Annotated in this window: 20 protein-coding genes and 1 riboswitch; of the genes, 13 read left to right on the forward strand and 7 right to left on the reverse strand. The window is 71.8% G+C overall.

Translation table 11 applies throughout. The features are described from left to right. Positions 1-8: 8 nt before the first annotated feature. Both ACK1X7_RS45290 and manD read right to left on the reverse strand, forming a co-directional pair. Entirely contained in the window at positions 9-992 is a 984-nt protein-coding gene (locus tag ACK1X7_RS45290) for an aldo/keto reductase (protein WP_385154561.1), read from the reverse strand. 42 nt (positions 993-1,034) lie between these two features. Beyond that, complete coding sequence (gene manD, locus ACK1X7_RS45295) at positions 1,035-2,276, reverse strand: D-mannonate dehydratase ManD (protein WP_385154564.1); 1,242 nt, start codon at positions 2,274-2,276, stop codon at positions 1,035-1,037. Positions 2,277-2,520: 244 nt separating this feature from the next. On the opposite strand from manD, the gene ACK1X7_RS45300 reads away from it, so the two are divergent. The 3 genes from ACK1X7_RS45300 (at position 2,521) to ACK1X7_RS45310 (ending at position 4,195) form a co-directional block, all read left to right on the forward strand. Continuing rightward, positions 2,521-3,486 (forward strand): carbon-nitrogen hydrolase family protein, encoded by a 966-nt coding sequence (locus ACK1X7_RS45300; RefSeq protein ID WP_385154567.1) that lies wholly within the window; start codon positions 2,521-2,523, stop codon positions 3,484-3,486. An 89-nt stretch (positions 3,487-3,575) separates the two neighbouring features. Continuing rightward, positions 3,576-3,815 carry a hypothetical protein gene (locus ACK1X7_RS45305; protein ID WP_014057435.1) on the forward strand — a complete coding sequence of 80 codons (240 nt, stop codon included), beginning with the start codon at positions 3,576-3,578 and terminating at the stop codon, positions 3,813-3,815. A gap of 2 nt (positions 3,816-3,817) precedes the next feature. Further along, complete coding sequence (locus ACK1X7_RS45310) at positions 3,818-4,195, forward strand: toxin Doc (protein WP_078646242.1); 378 nt, start codon at positions 3,818-3,820, stop codon at positions 4,193-4,195. 41 nt (positions 4,196-4,236) lie between these two features. Here ACK1X7_RS45310 and ACK1X7_RS45315 read toward each other — a convergent pair whose 3' ends face one another. The 4 genes from ACK1X7_RS45315 to ACK1X7_RS45330 form a co-directional block, all read right to left on the reverse strand. Next, entirely contained in the window at positions 4,237-4,974 is a 738-nt protein-coding gene (locus tag ACK1X7_RS45315; RefSeq protein ID WP_385154570.1) for a heparin lyase I family protein, read from the reverse strand. Between the two features lie 105 nt (positions 4,975-5,079). Beyond that, the gene (locus ACK1X7_RS45320; RefSeq protein ID WP_385154573.1) at positions 5,080-6,351 is read right to left on the reverse strand and encodes an MFS transporter; all 1,272 of its coding nucleotides are present in this window, start codon (positions 6,349-6,351) and stop codon (positions 5,080-5,082) included. A 72-nt stretch (positions 6,352-6,423) separates the two neighbouring features. Then, positions 6,424-6,927 (reverse strand): MarR family winged helix-turn-helix transcriptional regulator, encoded by a 504-nt coding sequence (locus tag ACK1X7_RS45325; RefSeq protein ID WP_390792219.1) that lies wholly within the window; start codon positions 6,925-6,927, stop codon positions 6,424-6,426. Positions 6,928-7,020: 93 nt separating this feature from the next. After that, positions 7,021-8,328, reverse strand: coding sequence for a beta-propeller fold lactonase family protein (locus ACK1X7_RS45330; RefSeq protein WP_385154579.1), 1,308 nt, complete (start codon positions 8,326-8,328; stop codon positions 7,021-7,023). Positions 8,329-8,485: 157 nt separating this feature from the next. Between ACK1X7_RS45330 and ACK1X7_RS45335 the strand changes: the two genes are divergently transcribed. The 6 genes from ACK1X7_RS45335 (at position 8,486) to ACK1X7_RS45360 (ending at position 15,554) form a co-directional block, all read left to right on the forward strand. Next, positions 8,486-9,385, forward strand: coding sequence for a Gfo/Idh/MocA family protein (locus tag ACK1X7_RS45335; RefSeq protein WP_385154581.1), 900 nt, complete (start codon positions 8,486-8,488; stop codon positions 9,383-9,385). Positions 9,386-9,474: 89 nt separating this feature from the next. Further along, positions 9,475-10,218 carry an HAD family hydrolase gene (locus ACK1X7_RS45340; RefSeq protein WP_413116675.1) on the forward strand — a complete coding sequence of 248 codons (744 nt, stop codon included), beginning with the start codon at positions 9,475-9,477 and terminating at the stop codon, positions 10,216-10,218. After that, positions 10,215-12,560, forward strand: a complete 2,346-nt coding sequence (locus ACK1X7_RS45345) for a glycoside hydrolase family 65 protein (protein WP_398160861.1) — start codon at positions 10,215-10,217, stop codon at positions 12,558-12,560. The genes ACK1X7_RS45340 and ACK1X7_RS45345 overlap by 4 nt, the downstream gene beginning before the upstream one ends. A 50-nt stretch (positions 12,561-12,610) precedes the next feature. Then, the gene (locus ACK1X7_RS45350) at positions 12,611-13,648 is read left to right on the forward strand and encodes a PHP domain-containing protein (RefSeq protein WP_390792222.1); all 1,038 of its coding nucleotides are present in this window, start codon (positions 12,611-12,613) and stop codon (positions 13,646-13,648) included. 152 nt (positions 13,649-13,800) lie between these two features. Beyond that, the gene (locus ACK1X7_RS45355) at positions 13,801-14,370 is read left to right on the forward strand and encodes a hypothetical protein (protein WP_390792223.1); all 570 of its coding nucleotides are present in this window, start codon (positions 13,801-13,803) and stop codon (positions 14,368-14,370) included. Further along, positions 14,367-15,554: a hypothetical protein gene (locus tag ACK1X7_RS45360; RefSeq protein ID WP_413116676.1), complete on the forward strand. Its 1,188-nt coding sequence runs from the start codon at positions 14,367-14,369 to the stop codon at positions 15,552-15,554. Before ACK1X7_RS45355 ends, ACK1X7_RS45360 begins: the two co-directional genes overlap by 4 nt. A gap of 7 nt (positions 15,555-15,561) precedes the next feature. Here ACK1X7_RS45360 and ACK1X7_RS45365 read toward each other — a convergent pair whose 3' ends face one another. After that, the gene (locus tag ACK1X7_RS45365; protein ID WP_413116677.1) at positions 15,562-17,463 is read right to left on the reverse strand and encodes a glycoside hydrolase family 97 protein; all 1,902 of its coding nucleotides are present in this window, start codon (positions 17,461-17,463) and stop codon (positions 15,562-15,564) included. 191 nt (positions 17,464-17,654) lie between these two features. Between ACK1X7_RS45365 and ACK1X7_RS45370 the strand changes: the two genes are divergently transcribed. The 4 genes from ACK1X7_RS45370 to ACK1X7_RS45385 all read left to right on the forward strand — a co-directional run bounded on the left by ACK1X7_RS45370 (position 17,655) and on the right by ACK1X7_RS45385 (position 22,685). Continuing rightward, positions 17,655-17,885: a hypothetical protein gene (locus ACK1X7_RS45370; RefSeq protein ID WP_385149724.1), complete on the forward strand. Its 231-nt coding sequence runs from the start codon at positions 17,655-17,657 to the stop codon at positions 17,883-17,885. A gap of 224 nt (positions 17,886-18,109) precedes the next feature. Beyond that, a complete protein-coding gene (locus ACK1X7_RS45375) occupies positions 18,110-20,032 on the forward strand; it encodes an NAD-binding protein (protein WP_413116958.1) in 1,923 nt (640 codons plus the stop codon). A gap of 96 nt (positions 20,033-20,128) precedes the next feature. Then, positions 20,129-20,255, forward strand: a riboswitch (cobalamin riboswitch). A gap of 84 nt (positions 20,256-20,339) precedes the next feature. Then, positions 20,340-20,723 (forward strand): (2Fe-2S) ferredoxin domain-containing protein, encoded by a 384-nt coding sequence (locus ACK1X7_RS45380; protein ID WP_385149721.1) that lies wholly within the window; start codon positions 20,340-20,342, stop codon positions 20,721-20,723. A 156-nt stretch (positions 20,724-20,879) separates the two neighbouring features. After that, positions 20,880-22,685 (forward strand): FAD-binding dehydrogenase, encoded by a 1,806-nt coding sequence (locus tag ACK1X7_RS45385; RefSeq protein ID WP_413116678.1) that lies wholly within the window; start codon positions 20,880-20,882, stop codon positions 22,683-22,685. Positions 22,686-22,752: the final 67 nt, after the last annotated feature.

Raw genomic sequence — 22,752 nt, forward strand, 5'->3', positions numbered from 1 at the left:
GGCCACCGTTACCAGCGAGGGTGCACCCGGGCCCGGAGCCGCCGGTCGTACAGGTCGCCGACGGCGTCCAGCGTGGCGCCGGGCAGCGGGGGCAGCCCCGCCGCGTCCGCGTTCGCCCGGGCCTGCTCGGGCGAACGCGCCCCCGGGATGACCGAGGTCACGCCCGGCTGCTGGACGATCCACCGCAGCGCGGTCTGCGCGGGGGTGGCCCCCTGGGGCGCCAGCTCCGCGAACTCCACCGCCGCCTCGAGACCCTCCTCGAAGCCCACGCCCGAGAACGTCTCGCCCTGGTCGAACATCTCGCCGTGCCGGTTGAAGGTGCGGTGGTCGTTCTCGGCGAAGACGGTGTCCCTGGTGTACTTCCCCGACAGCAGACCGGACGCCAGCGGCACCCGCGCGATGATCCCCACACCGGCCTCCCGCGCCGCCGGCACCACCTCCTCCAGCGGCTTGAGCCGGAACGGGTTCAGGATGATCTGCACGCTCGCCGTCCCAGGGCGCGCGATCGCCGCCAGCGCCTCCGCGCATGTCTCGACGCTCACCCCGTACGCCGCCACGCGCTCCTCCGCCACCAGCGTGTCCAGCGCGTCGAAGACCGCGGCCGAGGAGTGCACCGCGGACGGCGGGCAGTGCAACTGCACCAGATCCAGGGTGTCCACCCCCAGATTGGCCCGCGAACGGTCGGTCCACGCGCGGAAGTTGTCCAGCGTGTAGTTCTCCTCGAGCTGCGGCAGCCGCCGCCCCATCTTGGTCGCCACGAAGATCCCGGAGTCCGGACGCTCCCGCAGATACCGCCCGATGAGCCGCTCGCTGCGCCCGTCCCCGTACACATCGGCGGTGTCGAAGAACGTCACGCCCGCTGCGACGGCCGCGTCCAGCACCGCCAGGGCGTCCTGCTCGCCGACCTCGCCCCAGTCCGCGCCCAACTGCCAGGTGCCCAGGCCCACGACCGAGACCTTGCGGCCGAGCCGGCCGAACTCACGCTGCTCCATGCTCCCTCTTCTCTCCTGCTGCGACGCTCACCGTACCCCCGCTCACCAGTCGTGCACCGTGCCGTCCGCCAGCCGGTTCACCGGCAGATAGGCGGGCTGGTACGGGAACCGCCCGGCGGCCTCGGTGTCCAGCTCGACACCCAGGCCCGGGGTGTCGGACGGGTGCAGCAGCCCGTCCTCGAAGCGGAAGGCGGTGCGGAAGACCTCCAGGGTGTCGGCGGTGTGCGGCATGTACTCCTGTATGCCGAAGTTGTGGATGGCGAGATCCAGATGGAGCGCCGCGGCCATGCCCACCGGGGAGATGTCGGTCGGGCCGTGGATGCCGGACTTGATCCCGTAGACCGCGGCCAGGTCCAGCAGTTTGCGCATGGCGGTGACCCCGCCGGTGTGGGTCACCGCCGAGCGCACATAGTCGATCAGCCGCTCGCTCAGCAGGGTGGTGTAGTCGTGGACGTGGTTGAAGACCTCGCCGATGGCCAGCGGGGTGGTGGTGTGCTGCCGGATGAGCCGCAGCGCCGTCTGGTCCTCGCCGGGTGTGGCGTCCTCCAGCCAGAACAGGTCGTACGGCTCCAGCGCCTTGCCGAGCCGGGCCGCCTGGATGGGCGTCATCCGGTGGTGGCCGTCGTGCAGCAGCGGCAGCTCCGGGCCGAACTCCTGCCGTACCGCCTCGAACACCGTCGGCACATGGCGCAGATAGGCCCGGGTGTCCCAGCTCTCCTCGGCGGGCAGCACCCGGGGCCCCGATCCCCGGCGCGCGGGTTCGTAGTCGTAGCGCTCCCCGCCGCCCGCGCTGGAGGAGGCCACCCCGTAGACCGAGGCCAGCCCCGGGATGCCGGTCTGCACCCGGATCGCGCGATAGCCCTGCGCCAGATGGGCGCGGATGGAGTCGAGCAGCTCGGGGATGTCCCGGCCGGAGGCGTGTCCGTAGGCCAGCGCCCCGCTGCGCGAGGCCCCGCCCAGCAACTGGTACAGCGGCATTCCGGCGGCCTTGGCCTTGATGTCCCACAGCGCCGTGTCGACGGCCGCGATGGCGGCCATGGTCACCGGACCCCGCCGCCAGTACGCCCCGCGGTACAGATACTGCCAGGTGTCCTCGATGCGCGAGGCGTCCCGGTCGAGCAGCAGCGGCACCACGTGGTCCCGCAGATACGAGGCGACGGCCAGCTCACGGCCGTTGAGCGTGGCGTCCCCCAGACCCGTGACCCCGTCCTCGGTGACGATGCGCAGGGTGACGAAATTGCGCCCCGGACTGGTGATGACGACCTCGGCCGACTCGATTCTCACCGCGTACCCCATTCCCCTTGTTCCGTTTGCTCGGTCCCTTCCGGCGATCACGCCGTACGGGCAGCTCTACCCGCTTCCGACCGCCGGGATCCGGGGCGACGGCACGCCCCCGCCCCCTCGTCAGCTCCCCGGCCCGCGGGTAGCGTGGGCGGCATGCTGTGACACCCGCCCCGCCCCCGGGGCCCGCCGGGACACCTCCTTCGCACCGTCCGCACGTCATCAGAGACCGAAGGAGGCATCCGCCATGACCACCCTCACCGTCGCCCTCCTCCAACTCGCCCCGCCCGGGCCCGAGTTGTCCCAGAACCTCGCCCTCGGCGAGGCGGCCTGCCGCCGGGCCGGGGCCATGGGCGCCGACATCGCGCTCTTCCCCGAGATGTGGAGCAACGGCTATAGCTGCGCCGTCCCGGACGGCGTCGCCCGCGGGGATCGCTACCGCCATCCGTCGCTGTGGGACGAGGCTGCGGCGGCGCCGCCCGGGGCCGTCTGGCTCGGTGAGCCGATCACCCGCGACTCGCCCTTCGTCACCCACTTCCGCGAGCTGGCCGCCGAGCTGGAGATGGCCATCGCGCTCACCTATCTGGAGCGCTGGGCCGGAGCGCCGCGCAACACCCTCTCCCTCATCGACCGGCACGGCCGCCTGGTCCTGACCTACGCCAAGGTGCACACCTGCGTCTTCGACCTGCCCGAGGCCGCGCTGACGCCGGGGGAGGGGTTCGAGGTGTGCGCCCTGGACACGGCGGTGGGCGAGGTGATGACCGGGGCGATGATCTGTTACGACCGCGAGTTCCCGGAGAGCGCCCGCGCCCTGATGCTCGCCGGAGCCGAGATCGTCCTCACCCCGAACGCGTGCGAGCTGGAGATCAACCGGCTCTCCCAGTTCCGCTCCCGCGCGGGGGAGAACATGACCGGGATGGCCATGGCCAACTACGCCGGTCCCGGCTGGGGCCACTCCGTCGCCCATGACGGCGTCGCCTTCGCCCACGGGCGGTCGCGGGACACCCTGGTGGTCGAGGCGGGCGAGGCCGCGGGAGTCTATCCGGCGGTCTTCGACCTCGACGCACTGCGCGACTACCGGCGCCGGGAGAGCTGGGGGGACGCCTTCCGCCGCCCCGCCGCCTACCGGAGCCTGACCGGCCGTGAGGTGCGCGAACCCTTCGTGCGGCTGGGACCCGAGGGCGGTCCGGTCCCCGGCCGCAGCCTCCCGTAACGGCGGGAAAGCTTTGTCAAGTACCTACAAAAACATGATCTGAGCTGGGGCGATTGCTGACGGGGTACCTGGTGAGTAGGGTGTCCCGCATGTCAGCACTCAACGTGGAATTCAGCGATCGGGAACTTGAGGACCTCCGCCAGATCGCCAAGGAACGCGGTACGACGATGAAGGCCCTCGTCCGGGAGGCGACCGTGGCCGACATCGCGCGGCACCGCGCCCTACAGGAGGGCGCCGAGGTCTTCCGGCGGTTCTTCGCGGACAACGCGGACGCCTTCGCGGACGCGTTCCCCGACGATGAGCACCGCCATCCCGGGCAGGCCGCCTGATCATGGCCCCGCTGCTGCATATCGACGTCCCCTGGCTGCTCCAGCGCCATGAGGAGGTCATGCCGGAACAGCCGGCCATCTCGGACTTCTCGGGTCTGGTCGCGGCCGTCGCCCGTCACCGGGTGGACCCGCCCCGCCTGGGTGTCGATCCCGACCCGGCGTGGCGGGCCGCGGCCCTGCTGCACACCATCGCGCTGCTCAGACCGCTCCCGGCGAGCAACGCGCGGTTCGCCTCCGCGACCGCGGTCGCCTATATGCACGCTTCGGGCGAGGGGATCGACCCGCCGTACGGGGCGCTGATCGATCTGGTCCGCGACATCCTCTCCAGCAAGGCCGATGTGTTCGACGCGGCCGGCCGTATCCGCTCCTGGCGGATCTGAGCGGGAAACGGACCGGCGGGGTCTCGGTTGGGGGCTCGGGGTCAGCCGACGTCACCGCGTGTGGTGCCGACCTTGAGGTCGTCGATGTAGTTGATCACCCTGCTGTTCTCGGCGCCGTACACCCCCCACTTGGGGTCGTTGCTGCTGTCGAAGGTGCGGCAGGCCCACCGGGTGGTGCCGTCGCTGAACTTCTGCTGCTGACCGTTGACCCAGAGCTCGACCCAGCCGCCCTTGGTCTCGTCGGACAGATGCAGCCCGATGGTGTAGTGGTTCCAGGTGTTCGCCGTAGCCGGGGTCGACCAGATGGTGAAGACCTGGTTGCCGGGCTGCCGCTGGATCATCGTGGTCCGGCCGCCGAGCGTCTTCAGGACCACCGGCCAGTTCTGGATGTGATCCCCGTAGGACTTCCACTGGAAGGTGGCGTTGTTGTCGACCGTGCTGGAGAGCTTGCTCGACCAGCCGAACCAGTAGGTCCCGCCGTTCTGGAAGGCGTATTTCGAGCCGCCCACCGCGATGCCATGGCTTTCGCAGCGATTGCTGCCGCTCGGCTTGTCGTACTTCCAGATCTTGCCGCGCTGCGCGTCCGAGACGGCGGTGACGCTGCCGGGGGAGTCGCAGTTCAGCAGGCCGTAGATCTTGGTGCCGCCGGAGGCGTCGCCGTCCCAGATGGACGCGGCGTCCGCGGGCCAGGCGAACGCGAGACCCGCGACCGCCACGGCCGCGGCGGGTACGGCGAACCGGAGCCCGGCGATGCGCTGGGTGGACCGTAAGGAAGCCATGCCACTCCTTGGGAAGGCCCCCGATCGATGGTGTGCGCACCGTACTGGAGCCGCGCCAATTGGTCCATACCTGCCCCGCGCATCGTGCCGGGCCCGTCCCTCGCGTCAGCCCGCCGAGCCCAGCTCCTCGGCCAGCGCCTGCTTCTCCAGCGTCTCCCGCCGCTCCTCGGCCGGGGTGTGTCCGGCCGCCTCCGCCGCCTGGACGCGCTCGGCCTCGGCGAGCAGCGAATGCCCGGTGGCCAGGACGCCGATGCCCAGCGCGACCGCCGCGGCCCCGATGTAGAAGGGCAGATGTACCCCGCTGTGCTCGGCGATCTTGCCCGCGGCGTACGGGGCCAGTCCGCCGCCGATGAAGCGGACGAAGCCGTAGGAGGCGGAGGCGACGGGCCGCTCCACGGGGGCGACGGTCATCACCGCCTGGGTGGTGATGGTGTTGTTGATCCCGATGAAGGCGCCGGCCACGATCACCGCCACGATCAGCGTCGTCTTCGAATCGGTGAACAGGCCGATGACGAGGATGTCGAGCGCGAACAGCGCCAGGTTCAGATACAGGGAGCGGGCTATGCCGAGCCGCGACTGTAGCCACGGGGCGCCGAAGACCGAGAAGAAGGCGACGAGCAGACCCCAGCCGGTGAAGACATAGCCGAGCTCATGGGTGCCCAGGTCCATCGGGAACGGCGCATAGCCCAGCACCGTGAAGAAGCCCCAGTTGTAGCAGAGCGCGGTCAGCCCCATGGTGAGCAGTCCGCGGTGGCGCAGCGCCTTGATCGGGTCGGCGATCGAGGCCCGGCGCGCCGGGGTCGGGGTGGGCTGGACCAGCACGATGGTCGCGATCAGCGCGATGGCCATCAGGGCCGATACGCCGAAGAACGGTCCGCGCCAACTGATCCCGCCGAGCTCACCGCCCAGCAGCGGCCCGATCGCGATGCCGATGCCCAGGGCGGTCTCGTAGAGGATGATCGCGCCCGCGAAGCCACCGCTGGCCGAGCCGACGATGACGGCGAGCGAGGTGGCGATGAACAGGGCGTTGCCCAGGCCCCATCCGGCCCGGAAGCCGACGATCCCGTCGATGCTGCCGGATGCCCCGGCCGCCGCGCTGAAGAGCACGATGAGCACCAGACCGGCCACCAAGGTGCGCTTGGCGCCGATGCGGCTGGAGACGAATCCGGTGACCAGCATGGCGACGGCGGTGACCACCAGATAGCTGGTGAACAGCAGCGACACCTGGCTCGGTGTGGCATGCAGTTGGGAGGAGAGGGAGGGCAGGATCGGGTCCACGAGGCCGATGCCCATGAAGGAGATCACGCAGGCGAAGGCGACCGCCCATACGGCCTTCGGCTGCTTGAAGGGATTGGGGGCGCTGGGATGAGCGGACAAGAGCTGCTCCGTCGTTCAGGGTCCCAGCCGTGACGACATGGCAATGCCGTGGCGCGGCAGGGTGCCGGTTGATCAGGAAGCGGTACTCCCCGGGGCCTTGCGCGCCCGTGCCGCGTTGTCGACCAGCCGCTGGAAGGCGGGGGCGGCGGCGTGGACGGCGGTGGCGAGGGCCTGTTGGTCCTCGGGGGAGAGGGTGGCCAGCAGTTCGGCGAGCCGGTTGGTACGGCCGCGGCGCCGCTCGGCGAGCAGCTCCCGCCCGGCGTCGGTGATCGCCACCAGCACCACCCGCCCGTCCTGCGGATCGTCGACCCGGGTCACCAGACCCTGCCGCTCCAGCCGCTGGATCAACTGGGTCATCGAGGGCTGGGTGACACCCTCGTCGGCGGCCAGGGCCGTCAGCCGGGACGGCCCCTCCCGGCTGAGCCGGCCGAGGGTCGAGGCCGCGGTGAAGCTGATGTCCCGGTTGGTCAGATGGCGCACCGCGAGGAACGCCAGTTGCTCCAGCGCCTCCGCGACCTGCTCACGGGTCGCGGGGGCGTCGGGTTCCCGGGGGCCGGACTGCTGTGTGTATTCCACATCTATATTTGTATCATGCCTCTATATAGGCAGCCTATGCAGATGGCTGTGGAGAGCCTCACAGCCGCCCATGGCGCCTTCGGGAGGGCCGCCTCAGCGGAAGATGCCGGTGTGGCCGAGGGAGTAGCGGCCGGGCTGGGGGTAGACCGCGAGCCCGTGCGGACCGCCGCCGACCGGGATCCGGGCGCGCAGCCGGCCGTCGCGGGTGTCGATCGCGTAGACCTCGGCGTTGTAGCGGCCCGAGAGCCACAGCACCTTGCCGTCGCTGGACACCCCGCCCATGTCGGGGCTGCCGCCGCCGGGCAGCCGCCACCGCCGCACCAGCTTGCCGGTCTTGAACGACAGCACCGAGATGGTGCCCTCGCCGCGGTTGGAGATGTACATCGAACGGGAGTCGCGGCTGACGTAGAGGCCGTGTGTGCCCTTTCCGGTGGGCAGCAGCCGCGGCTTGCCGAAGGTGTCGCCGTTGAGCACCCACACGCCGTTCGCCACCATGTCGGCGATGTACCACGTCTTGCCGTTGGGCGAGATCTTGACGTCCTGCGGCATGGCCCCGGCGATCGGCAGCCGCTGCTTGGCGACCACCTTCTTCTTCGCGGTGTCCACCTTCAGCAGCTCACCGGAGAATTCGCACGAGACGATGAAGTAGCGCCCGTCCGGCGAGAAGTCGGCGTGGTTGACGCCATAGCAGTCCACCGGCACCGACTTGATCACCTTCATGGTGTGCGCGTTCCGGAAGACCAGCGCCCGGTCCATGGAGGCCATCACCACGGCGTACTTCCCGTCCGGGGTGAAGTAGAGGTTGTACGGGTCGTGGACGTCCACCGGGCGGCCGACCCGGCCGCTGGCGGGGTCGATGGGGGTGAGGCTGTTGCCCAGGTCGTTGTTGACCCACAGCGTCTTCAGATCCCACGAGGGCACCACATGCTGTGGCTGATGGCCCACCCGGATGGTGCGGACGACCTTGAACTTCTTCGGATCGATGACGCTCACCGTGTCCGAGAGCGTATTGGGCACGTACACCCGCGACGGAAAGTCCTTCACCGCCCGGGCCAGCTTCCCCGGCCGGTCGGCCGCGTAGAGGTCATGGGAGTCCAGTGGCGGCGGCATCCCCGGCAGCAGCCGGGCCGCCGCGGCCTTCTTCTTCGCCGCGGCCTCGGCCGCGGCGGCGGCCTCCAGCGCGCTCTGCCGCGCCGACGCCGACTTCGCCCGGTCGGGCCGGTGCTCACTGGTGGAGGCGCAGGACGGTACCGCGGCCCCGCACAGCAGCAGGGCCGCCACGGCCCGGACCGTGGCGCGCCGCCGGAGCGCGCGGGAGTGGGAGCGGGACGAGCCACGGGCCACGGATTCCTCCAGCGGTGAGGGTGGGCTTCGGCCGTCCCCCGCACCGTGGCCGGCCATGGCCTCACCCTGGCACCGCCCCCGCCCACCGGCATCCGCCCGGGGCCAAGCGGGGGAGGGGCGTACCGCCCTCGGCCGATGCGGGCGGTCGCACGGGCGTAGGATCGCGGCCGACTCCGGGGAAGACCCCGGGACCTCGCGCGGAGGGGGACGGACAGTGCGGTTCGGACTGCTGGGCACCGGACATTGGGCGGCCGAGACCCATGCGGCGGCGCTCGCCGCGCACCCGGTGGCCGAACTGGCCGGGATCTGGGGGCGCGACCCGGCCAAGGCACAGGCGCTGGCGGACCGCTGGGGCACCCGCGCATACCCGGACGCCGACGCGCTGATCGCCGACGTGGACGCCGTGGCCATCGCCCTCCCGCCGGACATCCAGAGCGGCCTCGCCGAGCGGGCCGCGCTGGCCGGGCGCCATCTGCTCCTGGACAAGCCGCTGGCCTTCGGCACCGAGGAGGCCGACCGGATCGTGCGCGCCGTGGACGAGCGCGCACTGGCCTCGGTGGTGTTCTTCACCAACCGCTTCGCGGCGCCCGTCGAGACCTTCCTCCAGGAGACCGCGGCGGCCGGTGGCTGGGACGGCGGCCGTGCCACCGCCTTCGCCTCGATCTTCCAGCCCGGCGGCCGCTACGGCGGATCCCGCTGGCGGCGGGAGCGCGGCGGACTGTGGGACGTCGGCCCGCACTCCCTGTCCGTCCTGCTCCCGGTCCTCGGCCCGGTGGCCGAGGTCACCGCCCTGGACGGGCCGCGCGGCGCCGCGCATGTGCTGCTGCGCCATCACTCGGGCGCCATCGGCACGCTCGCGCTCACCCTGGACGCCCGGCCCGCCGCCCAGGGATTCTCCTGCGACTTCTACGGCGAGCGGGGGATCGCCGCGGTCCCCGAGGCCGGGACCACCGCGGTGGCGGCCTTCGGCACGGCCGTCGACCGGCTGCTGGGCGCCGCCCGTAATGGCGGCGCGGCCGATCCCTGTGACGTGCGGTTCGGCCGCGAGGTCGTCGCCGTCCTGGAGGCCGCCGACCGCTCCCGCCGCGAGGGGCGCACGGTCGTACCACGCTGAGCGACGGCAGCGCTGCGCCGAGTGGGGGAAGGTCCCGATCCCGCCGTCACACCCCGCATATTCCGGCGTTGCCGGGGGAATCGGGGGCCATGACCAAGCTCAGCCTGCCCGGTTCCATCCGGGCCTGCCTGTTCGACCTCGATGGCGTGCTGACCAGGACCGCGGTGGTGCACGCGGCGGCGTGGAAGCAGATGTTCGACGAGTTCCTGCGGCGGCGCGACGGCGCCTCCTTCCGTCCCTTCGACTCGGCCGGTGACTACGACGAGTACGTGGATGGCCGTCCGCGCGCCGACGGGGTGCGCACCTTCCTGGCCTCCCGGGGCATCGTTCTCCCCGAGGGCGGGCTGGACGATCCGCCCGACGCGGACACCGTGCACGGCCTGGGCAACCGCAAGAACATCCTGGTCCTGGAGAAGATCCGCGAGGAGGGAGTCGAGGCGTACCCGGGCTCGGTGCGCTTCGTGGAGGCCGCGCGCGCCGAGGGCCTGCGGACCGCGGTCGTCTCCTCCAGCGCCAACTGCCGCGATGTGCTGATCGCCGCCGGTATCGAGGACCTCTTCGAGGTGCGGATCGACGGTGTGGTGGCCGCCGAGCGCAAGCTGCCCGGCAAACCGCACCCCGACACCTTCCTGGAGGCCGGACGGGAGCTGGGCACCGCCCCCGAGGCGGCCGCCGTCTTCGAGGACGCCCTGGCGGGCATGGAGGCCGGGCGCTCGGGGCACTTCGGCTGTGTCGTCGGCGTGGACCGGGTGGGTCAGGCCGACGCGCTGCGCGCGCACGGCGCGGGCATCGTGGTCAAGGATCTCGCCGAGCTGCTGGAGGACGACTCGTGATCACCGATTCCTCGTATGTCGTCGACCCCTGGGTACTGCGGGAGATCGATCTCCAGCTCGATCTGCTGCCCCAGAGCGAATCGGTCTTCGCGCTCTCCAACGGCCATATCGGCTGGCGCGCCAATCTCGACGAGGGGGAGCCCCACGGGCTCCCCGGCTCCTATCTCAACGGCGTCTACGAACGGCGTCCGCTGCCCTACGCCGAGGCCGGATTCGGCTACCCCGAGGCCGGCCAGACCATGATCAACATCACCAACGGCAAGATCATCCGGCTGCTGGTGGACGACGAGCCCTTCGATCTGCGCTACGGACGGCTGCGCTCCCATGAGCGCGTGCTCGACCTGCGCGCCGGAGTGCTGCACCGCACCTGCGAATGGACCTCCCCCTCCGGCACCAGTGTGCGGGTCCGCTCCACCCGGCTGGTCTCCCTCACCCAGCGGGCCATCGCCGCCGTCGCCTACGAGGTGGAGGCCATCGACGCCCAGATCCGCGTCGTCGTCCAGTCCGAACTGGTCGCCAACGAGCAGCTTCCCGAGCGCGCCGGTGACCCCCGGGTGGCCGAGGCCCTGGAATCCCCGCTGAACCCCGAGGAGAACGCCGCCGACGACAAGCGGCTGCGGCTGATCCACTGCACCGAGGACAGCGGCCTGCGGGTCGCGGCCGCCGCCGACCACCTGATCACCGGGCCGCCGCCCACCCGCCACGCCAGCGAGAGCGGCGACGACGTCGCCCGTCTGACCGTCACCTCGGTGCTGGAGCCCGGCCAGGTCCTGCGGCTGGAGAAGCTGGTGGCCTACGGCTGGTCCGGCGCCCGCTCGCTGCCCGCCGTACGGGACCAGGTCGAGGCCGCGCTCGCCGGGGCCGCCAGCACCGGCTGGCGCGGCCTGGTGGACCAGCAGCGCGCCTGGCTGGAGGACTTCTGGTCGCGCGCCGATGTGGAGGTCGAGGGCGACGCCGAGATCCAGCAGGCCGTGCGCTTCGCGCTCTTCCACGTCCTCCAGGCCGGAGCCCGCGCCGAGGAACGGGCCATCCCCGCCAAGGGCCTCACCGGCTCCGGCTACGACGGCCACACCTTCTGGGACACCGACACCTTCGTCCTGCCCCTGCTCACCTACACCTTCCCCGAGTCCGTGGCCGAGGCGCTGCGCTGGCGCCAGTCCATCCTGCCCGCCGCCCGGGAGCGCGCCCAGCAACTGGGCCACGAGGGCGCCACGTTCCCCTGGCGCACCATCGACGGCTCCGAATGCTCCGGTTACTGGCCGGCCGGCACCGCGGCCTTCCATGTCAACGCCGATGTGGCGGACGCGGTGGTGCGCTATGTCGCCGCCACCGGCGACGAGGAGTTCGAGCGCGAGACCGGTGTGGAACTGCTGGTGGAGACCGCCCGACTGTGGCGCTCCCTCGGCCACCACGACCACCACGGCCGCTTTCATATCGACGGGGTGACCGGCCCCGACGAGTACAGCGCCGTCGCCGACGACAACGTCTACACCAACCTCATGGCCCAGTCGAACCTGCGGGCCGCCGCGGACATCATCGAACGCCACCCGGACAAGGGCTCCGAACTGGGCGTCGACGACGAGGAGGCCGCCGCCTGGCGGGACGCGGCCGAGTCCATGTCGGTCCCGTACAACAAGACCCTGGGCGTCCATGAGCAGTCGGCGGACTTCACCGGCCACCAGGAGTGGGACTTCCAGGGCACCCGCGCCGACCGGTACCCGCTGATGCTCAACTTCCCCTACTTCGACATGTACCGCAAACAGGTCGTCAAACAGGCCGATCTGGTGCTGGCGATGTATCTGCGCGGCGAGTGCTTCACCGAGGAGGAGAAGGCACGCAACTTCGACTACTACGAACGGCTGACGGTCCGGGACTCCTCCCTGTCCGCGTGCACCCAGGCCGTCATGGCCGCCGAGGTCGGCCATCTGCGGCTCGCCTACGACTACTTGGGCGAGGCGGCCCTGATGGACCTGAAGGACCTGGAGCACAACACCCGTGACGGTCTGCACATCGCCTCGCTCGCCGGTACCTGGATCGCGCTGGTCGCCGGGTTCGGCGGGATGCGGCACCGCGACGGCAGGCTGGAGTTCTCGCCCAAGCTGCCCGAGAAGCTGGCCCGGCTCGCCTTCACCATGCAGGTGCTGGGCCGCAGACTGCGCGTGGAGATCACCGGCCGCAGCGTCACCTACTCCCTGACCGAGGGCGCCCCCATGGAGATCCGGCACTACGGCCGGCCCATCACCGTCTCCGAAAAGACCCCCCACACCTGCGACATCGCCGAGCTGACGGCACGTCCCGAGCCCCACCAGCCTCCCGGCCGCCGCCCGAACCGCCGCGCCTGAGACGCGGACGCGACACACCGCGGATGCCGGGACACAGCGAGGAGCGCACGATGGACCCCCTGGAGGCCCTGGACCGGATCGCGTTTCTCCTGGAGCGCGCCCAGGCGCCGACCTACCGGGTGCGTGCCTTCCGCACGGCCCAGGCCGTGCTCGCCGGTCTGGACCCCCAGGAGGTGGAGCGGCGGGTCACCAACGGCACCCTCCGGTCGCTCAAGGGGCTCGGCCCCAAGACCTCGCAGGTGGTCAAGGAGGCGCTGATGGGCCAGATGCCCGGATATCTGGCCAATCTGGAGGCCGAGGCCACCGAGGCCGAAGCCGAGCCCGACGAGGACGCGGCGAAGCTGTGCGCCGCGCTGCGCGGGGACTGCCATATGCACTCCGACTGGTCCGACGGCGGTTCCCCGATCGAGCTGATGGCCCGTACGGCGGCGCGCCTGGGACACGCATGGGCGGTGCTCACCGACCATTCCCCGCGGCTGACGGTGGCCCGCGGCCTCTCGGCGGACCGGCTGCGGGCCCAACTGGACGTGGTGGCGGAGCTGCGCCCGAAGCTGGCCCCCTTTCAACTGCTCACCGGGATCGAGGTGGACATCCTCCCCGACGGATCCCTGGACCAGGAGCCGGAGCTGCTGGACCGGCTGGATGTGGTGGTGGCCTCGGTCCACTCCAAGCTGCGGATGGACGCCCGCCCCATGACCCGCCGGATGGTCACCGCCGTCAGCGATCCGCTGGTCGATGTGCTGGGACACTGCACCGGACGGCTGCTCGGGGGTAAGCGCCCCGAGTCCGTCTTCGACCATGAGGAGGTCTTCGGCGCCTGCGCGGAGGCGGGCACCGCCGTGGAGATCAACTGCCGTCCGGAGCGGCTGGATCCACCGCGCGGGCTGTTGCGCGAGGCCGTCCGGGCGGGGACCTTCTTCTCCATCGACACCGACGCCCACGCCCCCGGCCAGCTCGACTGGCAGCGCAACGGATGCGCCCGGGCGGTGCAATGCGGGGTGCCGGTGGAGCGGGTCATCACCACTTGGACGGCCCGGCAGTTGGTGGAGTGGACCCGCACCCGACGGCCCCCGCGCCGGGCGAGCTGACGGCCGCCATCGGCCACCCGCGTCGGCGGACCGTACGCGAAATGCGCGATGAATCTGCCTATGTGCGGTAAGTCCTCACATCATCTCCCCCAGCCGGGCTACCGTACAGGCGTCGCACGCCCCGCCGGGGTGTGGCGTACCGGGGGGAACGCATGACGGACATGACGGAGCTGGACGACGCCGCCATCGAGCGGATCCTGACGATGGTCGACGCATCGGCGCGCGCCGTCGCCGAGGACGAACACGAGGAGCTCTTCGAGGAGTTCGCCGAGGAGACGCGCGCCCGTCGGCGGGTGCCCGGCGCCGGGGAGTTCTTCGACGACCTCAGCGGGGCGCCCGCGGTCGACACCCATGTGTATCTCACCATCGGGCTGTCCCTGCTCGGCCAGATCGCCTTCACGGTGCTCTCGACCGCCACCGACATGGCCGTCCAGCGCGGACTGCGGGACGCCGTCGGCTATCTCGGGCGCTGCCTGCGCGGTGACGCCGCCACGGGTGGGACGGCCGGCGGGACGGACACCGAGGACGAGGACAGCACGGCGGGGCTCGCCCGGCGGGTGACGGTGGAGCTGCTGCTTCCGCCGGAGGTGGACCCGGACACGGTACGGGCCATCGTACGGATCCAGGCGGCAGCGCTCATCCGCTCCGAACCCGGCCCCGACGACGAACCCGGCGGCGGCCCCGACCACGCCGCGGACCCCGCCGGGCCCGGCCGGCCATGACCGCCGCGTCCCCGGTCCGCCGGCTGCGCCGGGCCGAGCGGACCTGCTGGACCGTCCTCATCGGGCCGCTGTGCGCGGCGCCCGCCACCGGGGCGAGCGTGCTGACCACGGGGGACGATCGGCTGTCCGTGCCGGCCGCGGTCGGCGCCACCGCGTTCCTGGCCGTCCTCGTCCTCCTCATCGTCTTCCTGCTGCCCCTCGTCAACGAGTGGCGGGCCGACTCCCTCAGCGGTCGTGAGGCCGAGGAGGCGCCGCATCCGGTCGACTGGTCGGCGAAGAGCTGGGCGCGCGTCCGGGCCACCTTCCACTCCGCCGGACTGGACACCGCCCGGCTGGACGCGGTCTCCAGTTGGTCCCCGGTGGCCGACCTGAAGGTGGTCCATGTCCCCCAGCCGTCCCCGGGACGCCTGGGCCGGATGGAGGACTGGGGTACGCGGCTACAGCGCCGCAAGTCCGTCTGGGCCGTCGGCGCCGCGGGCGGACTGGCCTTCGCCGTACTTCAGGACCGGATCTCCCTGCCGTTCGACGGGGATCGTCTCCTGGTGCCCGCGATCATCCTGGTCATCGCGCTCTGGGCGGTCGCGGGCACCTTCCTGTACCACGCGGTCACCCTGAACATCCGCAGGCCCACCGTCCATGTCGCCATCCCGCGCAGTTGGCGCACCCTGCTCAGAAGCCCGGCCGGGGCGGTCCTGCTCCGGCATGAGATCTCGCATCTGCGCCACGGTGATCCGATGCGACGGCGCTATCTGCGGCATGCGCCGGCGGCGGGGAAGGCCGCCGTGTGCTACGACGGGATGACGGCCCTCGCCATCACCCCCGTGGAGACCGCGGCGCAGACTGTCACCTCGATCGCCGTCTTCGTCCTCACCCTGACCTGCGGCCTCTACGCCAACAGCCGGGCCGGCCGGGTCCTGGTCACGCTGATGGAGATGCGGGCGGACGCCGAGGCGGTCACCGACGCGGAGTCGGCGGACCGGCTGTCCGCCTTCCTCACCCAGCAGCAGGAGAAGAACCCGACGCGGCAGAAGGCCGACCGGCTGCTGGCCCTCTCCCGCGGCTGGACCGGCGGCCACCCCGCCCCCTACGCCCGTGCCGTCGCCGCCGCATGGGTCTTCGCGGCCGGCGTCTGTATCCCGGCGATCGGGATCTGGACGGGCGTCCTGGACGGGGTGTCCGAATGAGGGATGGTCAGGGACGGTCGCAGGTCGACAGGCCGGGCCGCCAGCGGCAGGCGATGGCGGCGAACCCGCCGTCCGCCGTCACCGGCACGGACAGCGTCTGCCCGCCGCGCACCACCGTGGGCGTGCGGACCAGACCGTCCGGGCCGTCCAGGACCAGATCGACGAGCCAGCGGCCCCTCTCCAGCCGCAGCGGCACCTTTGCGGTATGGGCGGGGCCGGTGAACGTACCGCCGATGAACCAGCGCGAGCCGCTGGCGCGGGCCAGCACCGCGCTCTCACCGGGCCGCCCGGTCAGCAGCCGGGTGCGGTCCCAGGTGGCGGGGATCTGCTCCAGGAAGCGGCGGGCGAGCGGACGGGCGTCATAGGACTCCGGGGTGCCCGCCAGGTCCTGGATACCGGACTCGTAGAGCACCGACAGGCCCACTTCCCCCGCGTCCGAACCCGCGTTGGGGCGCTCGGCCCGGTGGAAGGCCCCGGGGGTGAAGTCCATGGAGCCGATCACATTGCGGGTGAAGGGCAGCGTCGCCAGATGCTGTGGGGTGTTGGTCCGCTTCTCCTCGCCGTTCACCCCCTCCATCGACATCACCTGTGGCCAGGTGCGCTGGATGCCCTTGGGGATCGTCGAGCCATGGAAGTTGACCAGCAGATGGTGGTCCGCGGTGGCCTTGAGGATCTCGTCGTACCAGCGCAGCGTCTCCTGGGCCTCGGAGTCCATGAAGTCGATCTTCACGCCCTTGACCCCCCACTTCTCCAGCGTGGGCAGCCACAGCTCGCGCTCCTCGGCGGTGTCGAGGTCGCGGTGGTGGATCCAGACCTGGATGCCCACATGCCGCTCGCGCGCGTAGTCCACGAGCTGCGGCAGCCAGCTATTGCGCGGCCAGTTCGGATCGGTGACATCCCACTGGTCGGGGTCGAAGTACCAGCCCGCGTCCACCACCACATACGGCCAGCCGCGCTGGGCCGCGTAGTCCACGTACCCCTTCTGCATCGACAGGCTCTGCCCGGCCGCCTTGCCGCCCGCGAGCCAGGTCCACAGCGCGGGCCCGGGCCGGATCCAGGAGGTGTCGGCGACCCGCGAGGCGGGGGCCAGGTCGTTGGTGAAGGTGGACTGGGTGACGGTGGCCAGATCGCCCACGACCAGCGCGCGCCAGGGTGTGCTGAGCGGTCCGTCGGACGCGACCCGCTGGTCCCAGAGCCCGATGCGGTAGGTGGGCTGCCCCTGCTGATGGATCAGCCGGGCGGCGGAGTAGCGGCCGCTGAGATCCGACTCGGCGACCAGGGCGTAGCCGCCCGCCGTCTCGAAGAGCGCCTGGGCCATGTACTCACCGGTGGGCGCGGTCGCCGCGGTGTACTCCTTGAACAGGTTCTCGTTGTCCTTGCGGTAGTCGCCCAGCCACGCGGCCGCGTCCGGCGGCAGGGTGAAGGCCGAGGTCTCGCCGAGGACATCGCCGCTGCCGGAGGGCAGCACATAGCGATAGGCGACCCCGTCGTCCGAGACCCGCACCATGAGGTCCAGCCGGGCGCTGCCGCTGCCCCGGAACCGGAAGCGGGTCTCGGTCATCCGCGCCGTGCGCGAGCGCTCCTTGCCGACCGTCGATCGGTAGCGCTCCACGACGGTGCGGTCGTGGCGCCCCAGATAGCGCAGCCCGTGCGACAGATCCGCCCGTTCGGTGACGATGCCCACGGGCGAGGGCTCGACCACCGTCCGTCCGCCCCGGGACACTTGGAGCGTCAGCGCTCCCGAGGCTCCGTCGAGCCGCAGTTGCGCGAGGGGACCGGAGTGGGGTGAGGGGCCGCGCACGGTCCAGGCGGAGTCCTTCGCCTGCGCGGGCCCGGTGATGAAGAGCGTCATGGCCAGGACGCCGCAGAGCAGAAATGCCACAGCGGAGCGTCGGTAAGATCTCGGCATCGTTGCCTCCCGAGGCGGATACGTTACCGAGTCATCCGATAACTGGGGAGGGGTCGGGCGCTATTACGCCCCGTCAAGGGTCATTGGCGCATGAGAGATCGGATCTATGGGCGGGCCGCTTTCCGGGACGAAGCACGGGTAAGGGGTCGGTGGATGGGCCCGCGTACGGTCCGGCCAGGGAGGCGCACACGATGAGCGGCACGGCTCGACCCGGAGACCCGGAGCGGGAGACGGCGAACCGGGAGACAGAGAGCCGGGCGGCGGCGGCCCCGGATCCCGGCCCGGACCCGGCCCCGGCGCCCGCCGAGCCCGAGGGCGGGGAGCCCGCCTGCTGGCTGGATCGGGTCTGCGCCGACTGCGGCGCGATCCAGGACGCCGCGCCCTTCGCCCGCTGTGCGCGCTGCGGAGCCCCCAGGGAGTGAGCACACCGGGCTCCCCGGTCGCCCGCCCCCGGTGCCCAACTCCCTTGCGGGGCGCGCCAGGTACGGTCTGATCATGACCGCCGGAGCGCGGGTGCCGGTCGCCGGAGACCGCGGCCGCCGTACCCCGCCCGGACGACCCACGGCATCACGGACCAACGGGGGGCTTCGCCGTCGTGTTCTCCATCTCCGCCTCGGACCCGCCGTCCCCCTCGGGGACGGCCCACATGGTCGTCTGCGGTGACGACGCGCTCGCCCACCGCCTCGCCGCCGAGCTCCATGACGTCTACCGGACCCGGGTGACGGTCGTCATCCCCGGTGGCGCCCCGCTGGCGGACCCGGCCGGGCAGCAGGCGGCGCGATGGTGGCCGGGCGGCCGTACCTCCGCGCTCTTCGGCCGGTTCAGCGCGGCCGTCGGACGGGTCCCGCTGCCCCGGCAGACCGCGGACGACCCCGCTCCGGACGGGGGAGTGCGGGTCATGGAGGTCCCGGTGCTCGACGAAGAGGTGCTGACCGAGGCGGGTGCGGAGCATGCGACCGCGCTCGCCCTGGTCCATGACGACGACGAGGCGAACATCCACGCCGCACTGCGCGCCCGCCGTCTCAACCCCCGGCTGCGGCTGGTGATCCGGCTCTACAACCGCAAGCTCGGCCAGCATCTGGAGGAACTCCTCGACGAGGCGGCGCGGGTGGCCGATCCCGGCATGGACGCGGCGGAGCTGGACGCCACCACCACCGTACTGTCGGACGCCGACACCGCGGCCCCGGCACTGGCGGCCACCGCCATCGCGGGCACCAGCAAAGTCCTCCAGGCCGACGGGCTGCTGCGCGCGGCCGAGCGCACCCCACCCGGCCCCGACGAGGTCGCCCGCCCGGGGCTGTGCACCCTCGCCCTGCTCTCGTCCACCACCAGCGACCCGGGCGGCAGCGAGGGCTCCGACAGCAGCGGGGACGAAGGGCCCAAACTGCTGCCCGGAGACGAGGAGGTGGCCGCCGCCACCGGACGCGACACGGTGGTGCTCGAGGCCGTCTCCGCCACCGGCGCTCCGCTGCCGCCACGGCGGCTCGGCACCCGCAGACTGCCCCTCGCCTCGCTGTTCTCCCGCCGACTGCGCTGGTCCGTCGCCGGAATGGCGATCGCCGTGCTCGCCCTCACCGTCGCCTCCTGGCAGCTCACCGGAGCCGGTCTGCTCCACGCCGCCTACCTCACGGTGCTGGACGTGCTGGCGATCGACGACCCGGCGCTGGACGAGCCGACCGGACGCAAGGTCCTCCAACTGCTGTCCGGGCTGATCGGACTGCTGATGCTGCCCGTCCTGGTGGCCGCCGCGCTCGAAGCGCTGGGCACCTTCCGTACCGCCTCGGCGCTGCGCCGCCCTCCGCGCGGTCTCTCCGGCCACGTCGTGCTGCTCGGGCTCGGCAAGGTCGGCACCCGGGTGCTGGCCAGACTCCGGGAGATGGACATCCCCGTGGTGTGCGTGGAGGAGGATCCCGCGGCGCGCGGTATCCCGCTGGCCCGCAGGCTGGGGGTGCCGACGGTCATCGGCGATGTCACCCAGGAGGGCGTCCTGGAGGCGGCCAAGATCCAGCGGGCACACTCCCTGCTCGCCCTGACCAGCGTCGACACCACCAACCTGGAGGCGACGCTGTACGCCCGCTCGGTCAAGCCCCGGCTGCGGGTGGCGCTGCGCCTGTACGACGACCGCTTCGCCACCGCCGTCTACCGCACGCTGCGCGCGGCCCATCCGCGGGCCCTCACCCGCAGCCGCAGTGTCTCCAGCCTGGCGGCCCCGGCGTTCGCCGGGGCGATGATGGGGCGTCAGATCCTGGGTGCCATACCGGTCGAGCGCCGGGTGCTGCTCTTCGCCGCCCTGCATGTCGCCGGGCATCCGCAACTGGAGGGGCGCACCGTCGCCGAGGCGTTCGCACCGGGCGCCTGGCGGGTGATCGCACTGGACGCGGCGGAACCCGCCGACCGGCAGCGCGACCTCGCCGCGGCGCCTCCCTACGACGGCGCCGCTCAGGAGCCCGCGCTGGTGTGGGATCTGCACCCCGGCTATGTTCTGCGGCCGCACGACCGGGTGGTGCTGGCGGCCACCCGCCAGGGCCTGGGCGAAATCCTCGCGGGGGTGGCGGCCCACCGCAACTGACGTCCAGCCGCCCGTGGTGCTCCCGGGGGCGGGGGCCACATGGTGCGGCGGTGCCCGGGATGCGATGATGCCGGGCGACAAAGGCGACGGCGGGACGAGGAAGCCGGTGTGAATCCGGCGCGGTGCCGCCACTGTGATCGGCGAGCGGATCCCGAACAGGCCACTGCCCGTATACGCGGGTGGGAAGGCCGGGACGAGCATCGACCCGAGAGCCAGGAGACTCACGCGGTCGCCTCCTCGACGGGGTGTGTCGATGTGCGGCTCCGCCGCGTGGGGGGCGGACTTCCCCGGAGGAGGGTGCTGCGGCATGCCTGTGAGGCCGACCGACCCGGTGCCATGCCGGGTGACCGTATGCCGGGACTGCTGCTGCGGCAGCCCCAAGGTGACCGGAATCGACCATGCGGCGCAGCTCGCACGGCTCGGTGAGGAGGCGCCCGTACGCGTCTCCGAGTGTCTGGACGTCTGCGATCGGGCCAATGTGATCGTGGTGCAGCCATCGGCCGCCGGACGTGCCGCCGGGGGCAGGCCGGTGTGGCTCGGCCTGGTCAACGACCCGGACGCGACAGAGGACGTCGTGGCCTGGGTCGCGGCGGGCGGCCCCGGTGTGGCGCCGCTGCCCGACATCCTCGATCTGTACGCCTTCTCGCCACGGCCGCGCGCCTCGCCCGAGCCGTCGTCCGGCGGGCGCTGACCGGCCGAAGTTCCCTGCGGCTGCCGGGAGTTGCTCATTGGGAGCAGGAGTCTGGCGGCCCCGCACCCGGTGGGCTACCGTCGGTAACACGTTGCCGTCGCGGCAACCCCCTCCGCATCTCCCGCACCCTCCGAACCCCCTTCCGGAAGGCAGCCCATGGAGAACTCCACAGAGAACGCCGCTTCGCTCGCCGGGATCAGCCGCCGCCGCGCCCTGACGGCGGCGGGCGGTGTGCTCGCCGGCGCCGCGCTCGCCCAGGCGGCCGGTCCGGCCTTCGCCGCCTCCGGGGCGTCCTCGGACGCGGACGCCATCGTGGTCGGCGGCGGGCTCGCCGGGCTGGTCGCGACGGCCGAACTGGCGGCCGCGGGACGCAAGGTGCTCCTCCTCGACCAGGAGCCCGAGAGCAACCTCGGCGGCCAGGCGTTCTGGTCCTTCGGCGGCCTGTTCTTCGTCGACTCCGAGGAACAGCGGCTGATGGGCATCAAGGACACCCACGAACTGGCCTGGCAGGACTGGCTCGGCACGGCCGGCTTCGACCGCGGCGTCTTGGACCCCGGCGGCCAGGACTACTGGGCCCGCAAATGGGCCGAGGCATACGTGGACTTCGCGGCCGGGGAGAAGCGGTCCTGGCTGCACGGGCTCGGCGTGCAGTGGTTCCCGATCGTCGGCTGGGCCGAGCGCGGTGGCGGCCTCGCGGACGGGCACGGCAACTCGGTGCCGCGTTTCCATGTCACCTGGGGCACCGGTCCGGCCGTGGTCGAGCCGTTCGAGAAGAAGGTGCGGGCCGCCGCGAAGGACGGGCGGGTGACCTTCAAGTTCCGGCACCGGGTGGACGATCTGGTGGTCACCGGCGGTGCCGTCACCGGGGTCAGCGGCTCGATCCTGGAACCCAGCGACGCCGCCCGCGGCAAGCCCACCTCGCGCACCGTGGTCGGCCACTTCGAGCTCAACGCCCCGGTGGTGATCGTCACCTCCGGCGGTATCGGCGCCAACCACGATCTCGTGCGGCGGAACTGGCCCGACCGGCTCGGCACACCGCCGAAGTTCATGGTCACCGGCGTCCCGGCGTATGTGGACGGCCGGATGCTCGCGATCACCGAGAAGGCGGGCGGACGGATCGTCAACCCCGACCGCATGTGGCACTACACCGAGGGCCTCAGGAACTACGACCCGATCTGGCCGGGCCATGGCATCCGCATTCTGCCGGGCCCCTCCTCGATGTGGTTCGACGCGAAGGGCAAGCGCTTCTCCACCCCCGACATCCCGGGCTACGACACTCTGCACACCCTCGGGACGATCACCGCCACCGGCTATGACTACTCCTGGTTCGTCACCACCCAGAAGATCATGGCCAAGGAGTTCGCGCTCTCGGGCTCCGAGCAGAACCCGGACCTGACCAACAAGGACATCCTCCAGCTCCTCTCCCGCATCTGGCAGACACCCGAGCCGATCCAGCGATTCCGGGACAAGGGCGAGGACTTCGTCGTCGCGAGCACCCTGCCCCAACTGGTCGCGGGCATGAACAAGTTGACCGGCGACAACCTCATCGACCTGGCGGACCTCACCCGGCAGATCGAGGCCCGCGACCGCGAGATCGCCAACCCGTACACCAAGGACGTCCAGGTCATGGGCATCCGCAACGCGCTCGCCTACCCCGGGGACGCGCTCAGCCGCACTGCCTCCGCGCACCGGATCCTGGACCCGTCCGCCGGACCGCTGATCGCCGTGCGCCTCAACATCCTCACCCGCAAGACCCTCGGCGGCCTCCAGACCGACCTCTCCGGCCGCGTCCTGGACGGCTCCGGCAACCCCATCACCGGTCTGTACGCGGCCGGTGAGGTCTCGGGCTTCGGCGGCGGGGGAGTGCACGGCTACCGCTCCCTGGAGGGCACCTTCCTCGGCGGCTGCCTGTTCTCGGGCCGCGCCGCGGGCCGTGCGGCCGCCGCCGCGACCGCGACCTGAACCGGGGGACGCGTCGGCGGTGGCGCACCGGGCACCTGGCAGACTCCTCCTGCGGTCCGCGGACTCC

It is taken from the genome of Streptomyces sp. CY-1, assembly GCF_047218265.1.
In the GTDB taxonomy this organism is placed as follows: domain Bacteria; phylum Actinomycetota; class Actinomycetes; order Streptomycetales; family Streptomycetaceae; genus Streptomyces; species Streptomyces niphimycinicus.

Coding starts and splice junctions, on each gene's coding strand:
- ACK1X7_RS45290 (WP_385154561.1), bottom strand. CDS start 992: ATGGAGCAGCGTGAGTTCGGCCGGCTCGGCCGCAAGGTCTCGGTCGTG.
- ACK1X7_RS45300 (WP_385154567.1), top strand. CDS start 2,521: ATGACCACCCTCACCGTCGCCCTCCTCCAACTCGCCCCGCCCGGGCCC.
- ACK1X7_RS45305 (WP_014057435.1), top strand. CDS start 3,576: ATGTCAGCACTCAACGTGGAATTCAGCGATCGGGAACTTGAGGACCTC.
- ACK1X7_RS45310 (WP_078646242.1), top strand. CDS start 3,818: ATGGCCCCGCTGCTGCATATCGACGTCCCCTGGCTGCTCCAGCGCCAT.
- ACK1X7_RS45315 (WP_385154570.1), bottom strand. CDS start 4,974: ATGGCTTCCTTACGGTCCACCCAGCGCATCGCCGGGCTCCGGTTCGCC.
- ACK1X7_RS45330 (WP_385154579.1), bottom strand. CDS start 8,328: ATGGCCGGCCACGGTGCGGGGGACGGCCGAAGCCCACCCTCACCGCTG.
- ACK1X7_RS45340 (WP_413116675.1), top strand. CDS start 9,475: ATGACCAAGCTCAGCCTGCCCGGTTCCATCCGGGCCTGCCTGTTCGAC.
- ACK1X7_RS45350 (WP_390792222.1), top strand. CDS start 12,611: ATGGACCCCCTGGAGGCCCTGGACCGGATCGCGTTTCTCCTGGAGCGC.
- ACK1X7_RS45355 (WP_390792223.1), top strand. CDS start 13,801: ATGACGGACATGACGGAGCTGGACGACGCCGCCATCGAGCGGATCCTG.
- ACK1X7_RS45360 (WP_413116676.1), top strand. CDS start 14,367: ATGACCGCCGCGTCCCCGGTCCGCCGGCTGCGCCGGGCCGAGCGGACC.
- ACK1X7_RS45365 (WP_413116677.1), bottom strand. CDS start 17,463: ATGCCGAGATCTTACCGACGCTCCGCTGTGGCATTTCTGCTCTGCGGC.
- ACK1X7_RS45370 (WP_385149724.1), top strand. CDS start 17,655: ATGAGCGGCACGGCTCGACCCGGAGACCCGGAGCGGGAGACGGCGAAC.
- ACK1X7_RS45375 (WP_413116958.1), top strand. CDS start 18,110: ATGGTCGTCTGCGGTGACGACGCGCTCGCCCACCGCCTCGCCGCCGAG.
- ACK1X7_RS45380 (WP_385149721.1), top strand. CDS start 20,340: ATGCCTGTGAGGCCGACCGACCCGGTGCCATGCCGGGTGACCGTATGC.
- ACK1X7_RS45385 (WP_413116678.1), top strand. CDS start 20,880: ATGGAGAACTCCACAGAGAACGCCGCTTCGCTCGCCGGGATCAGCCGC.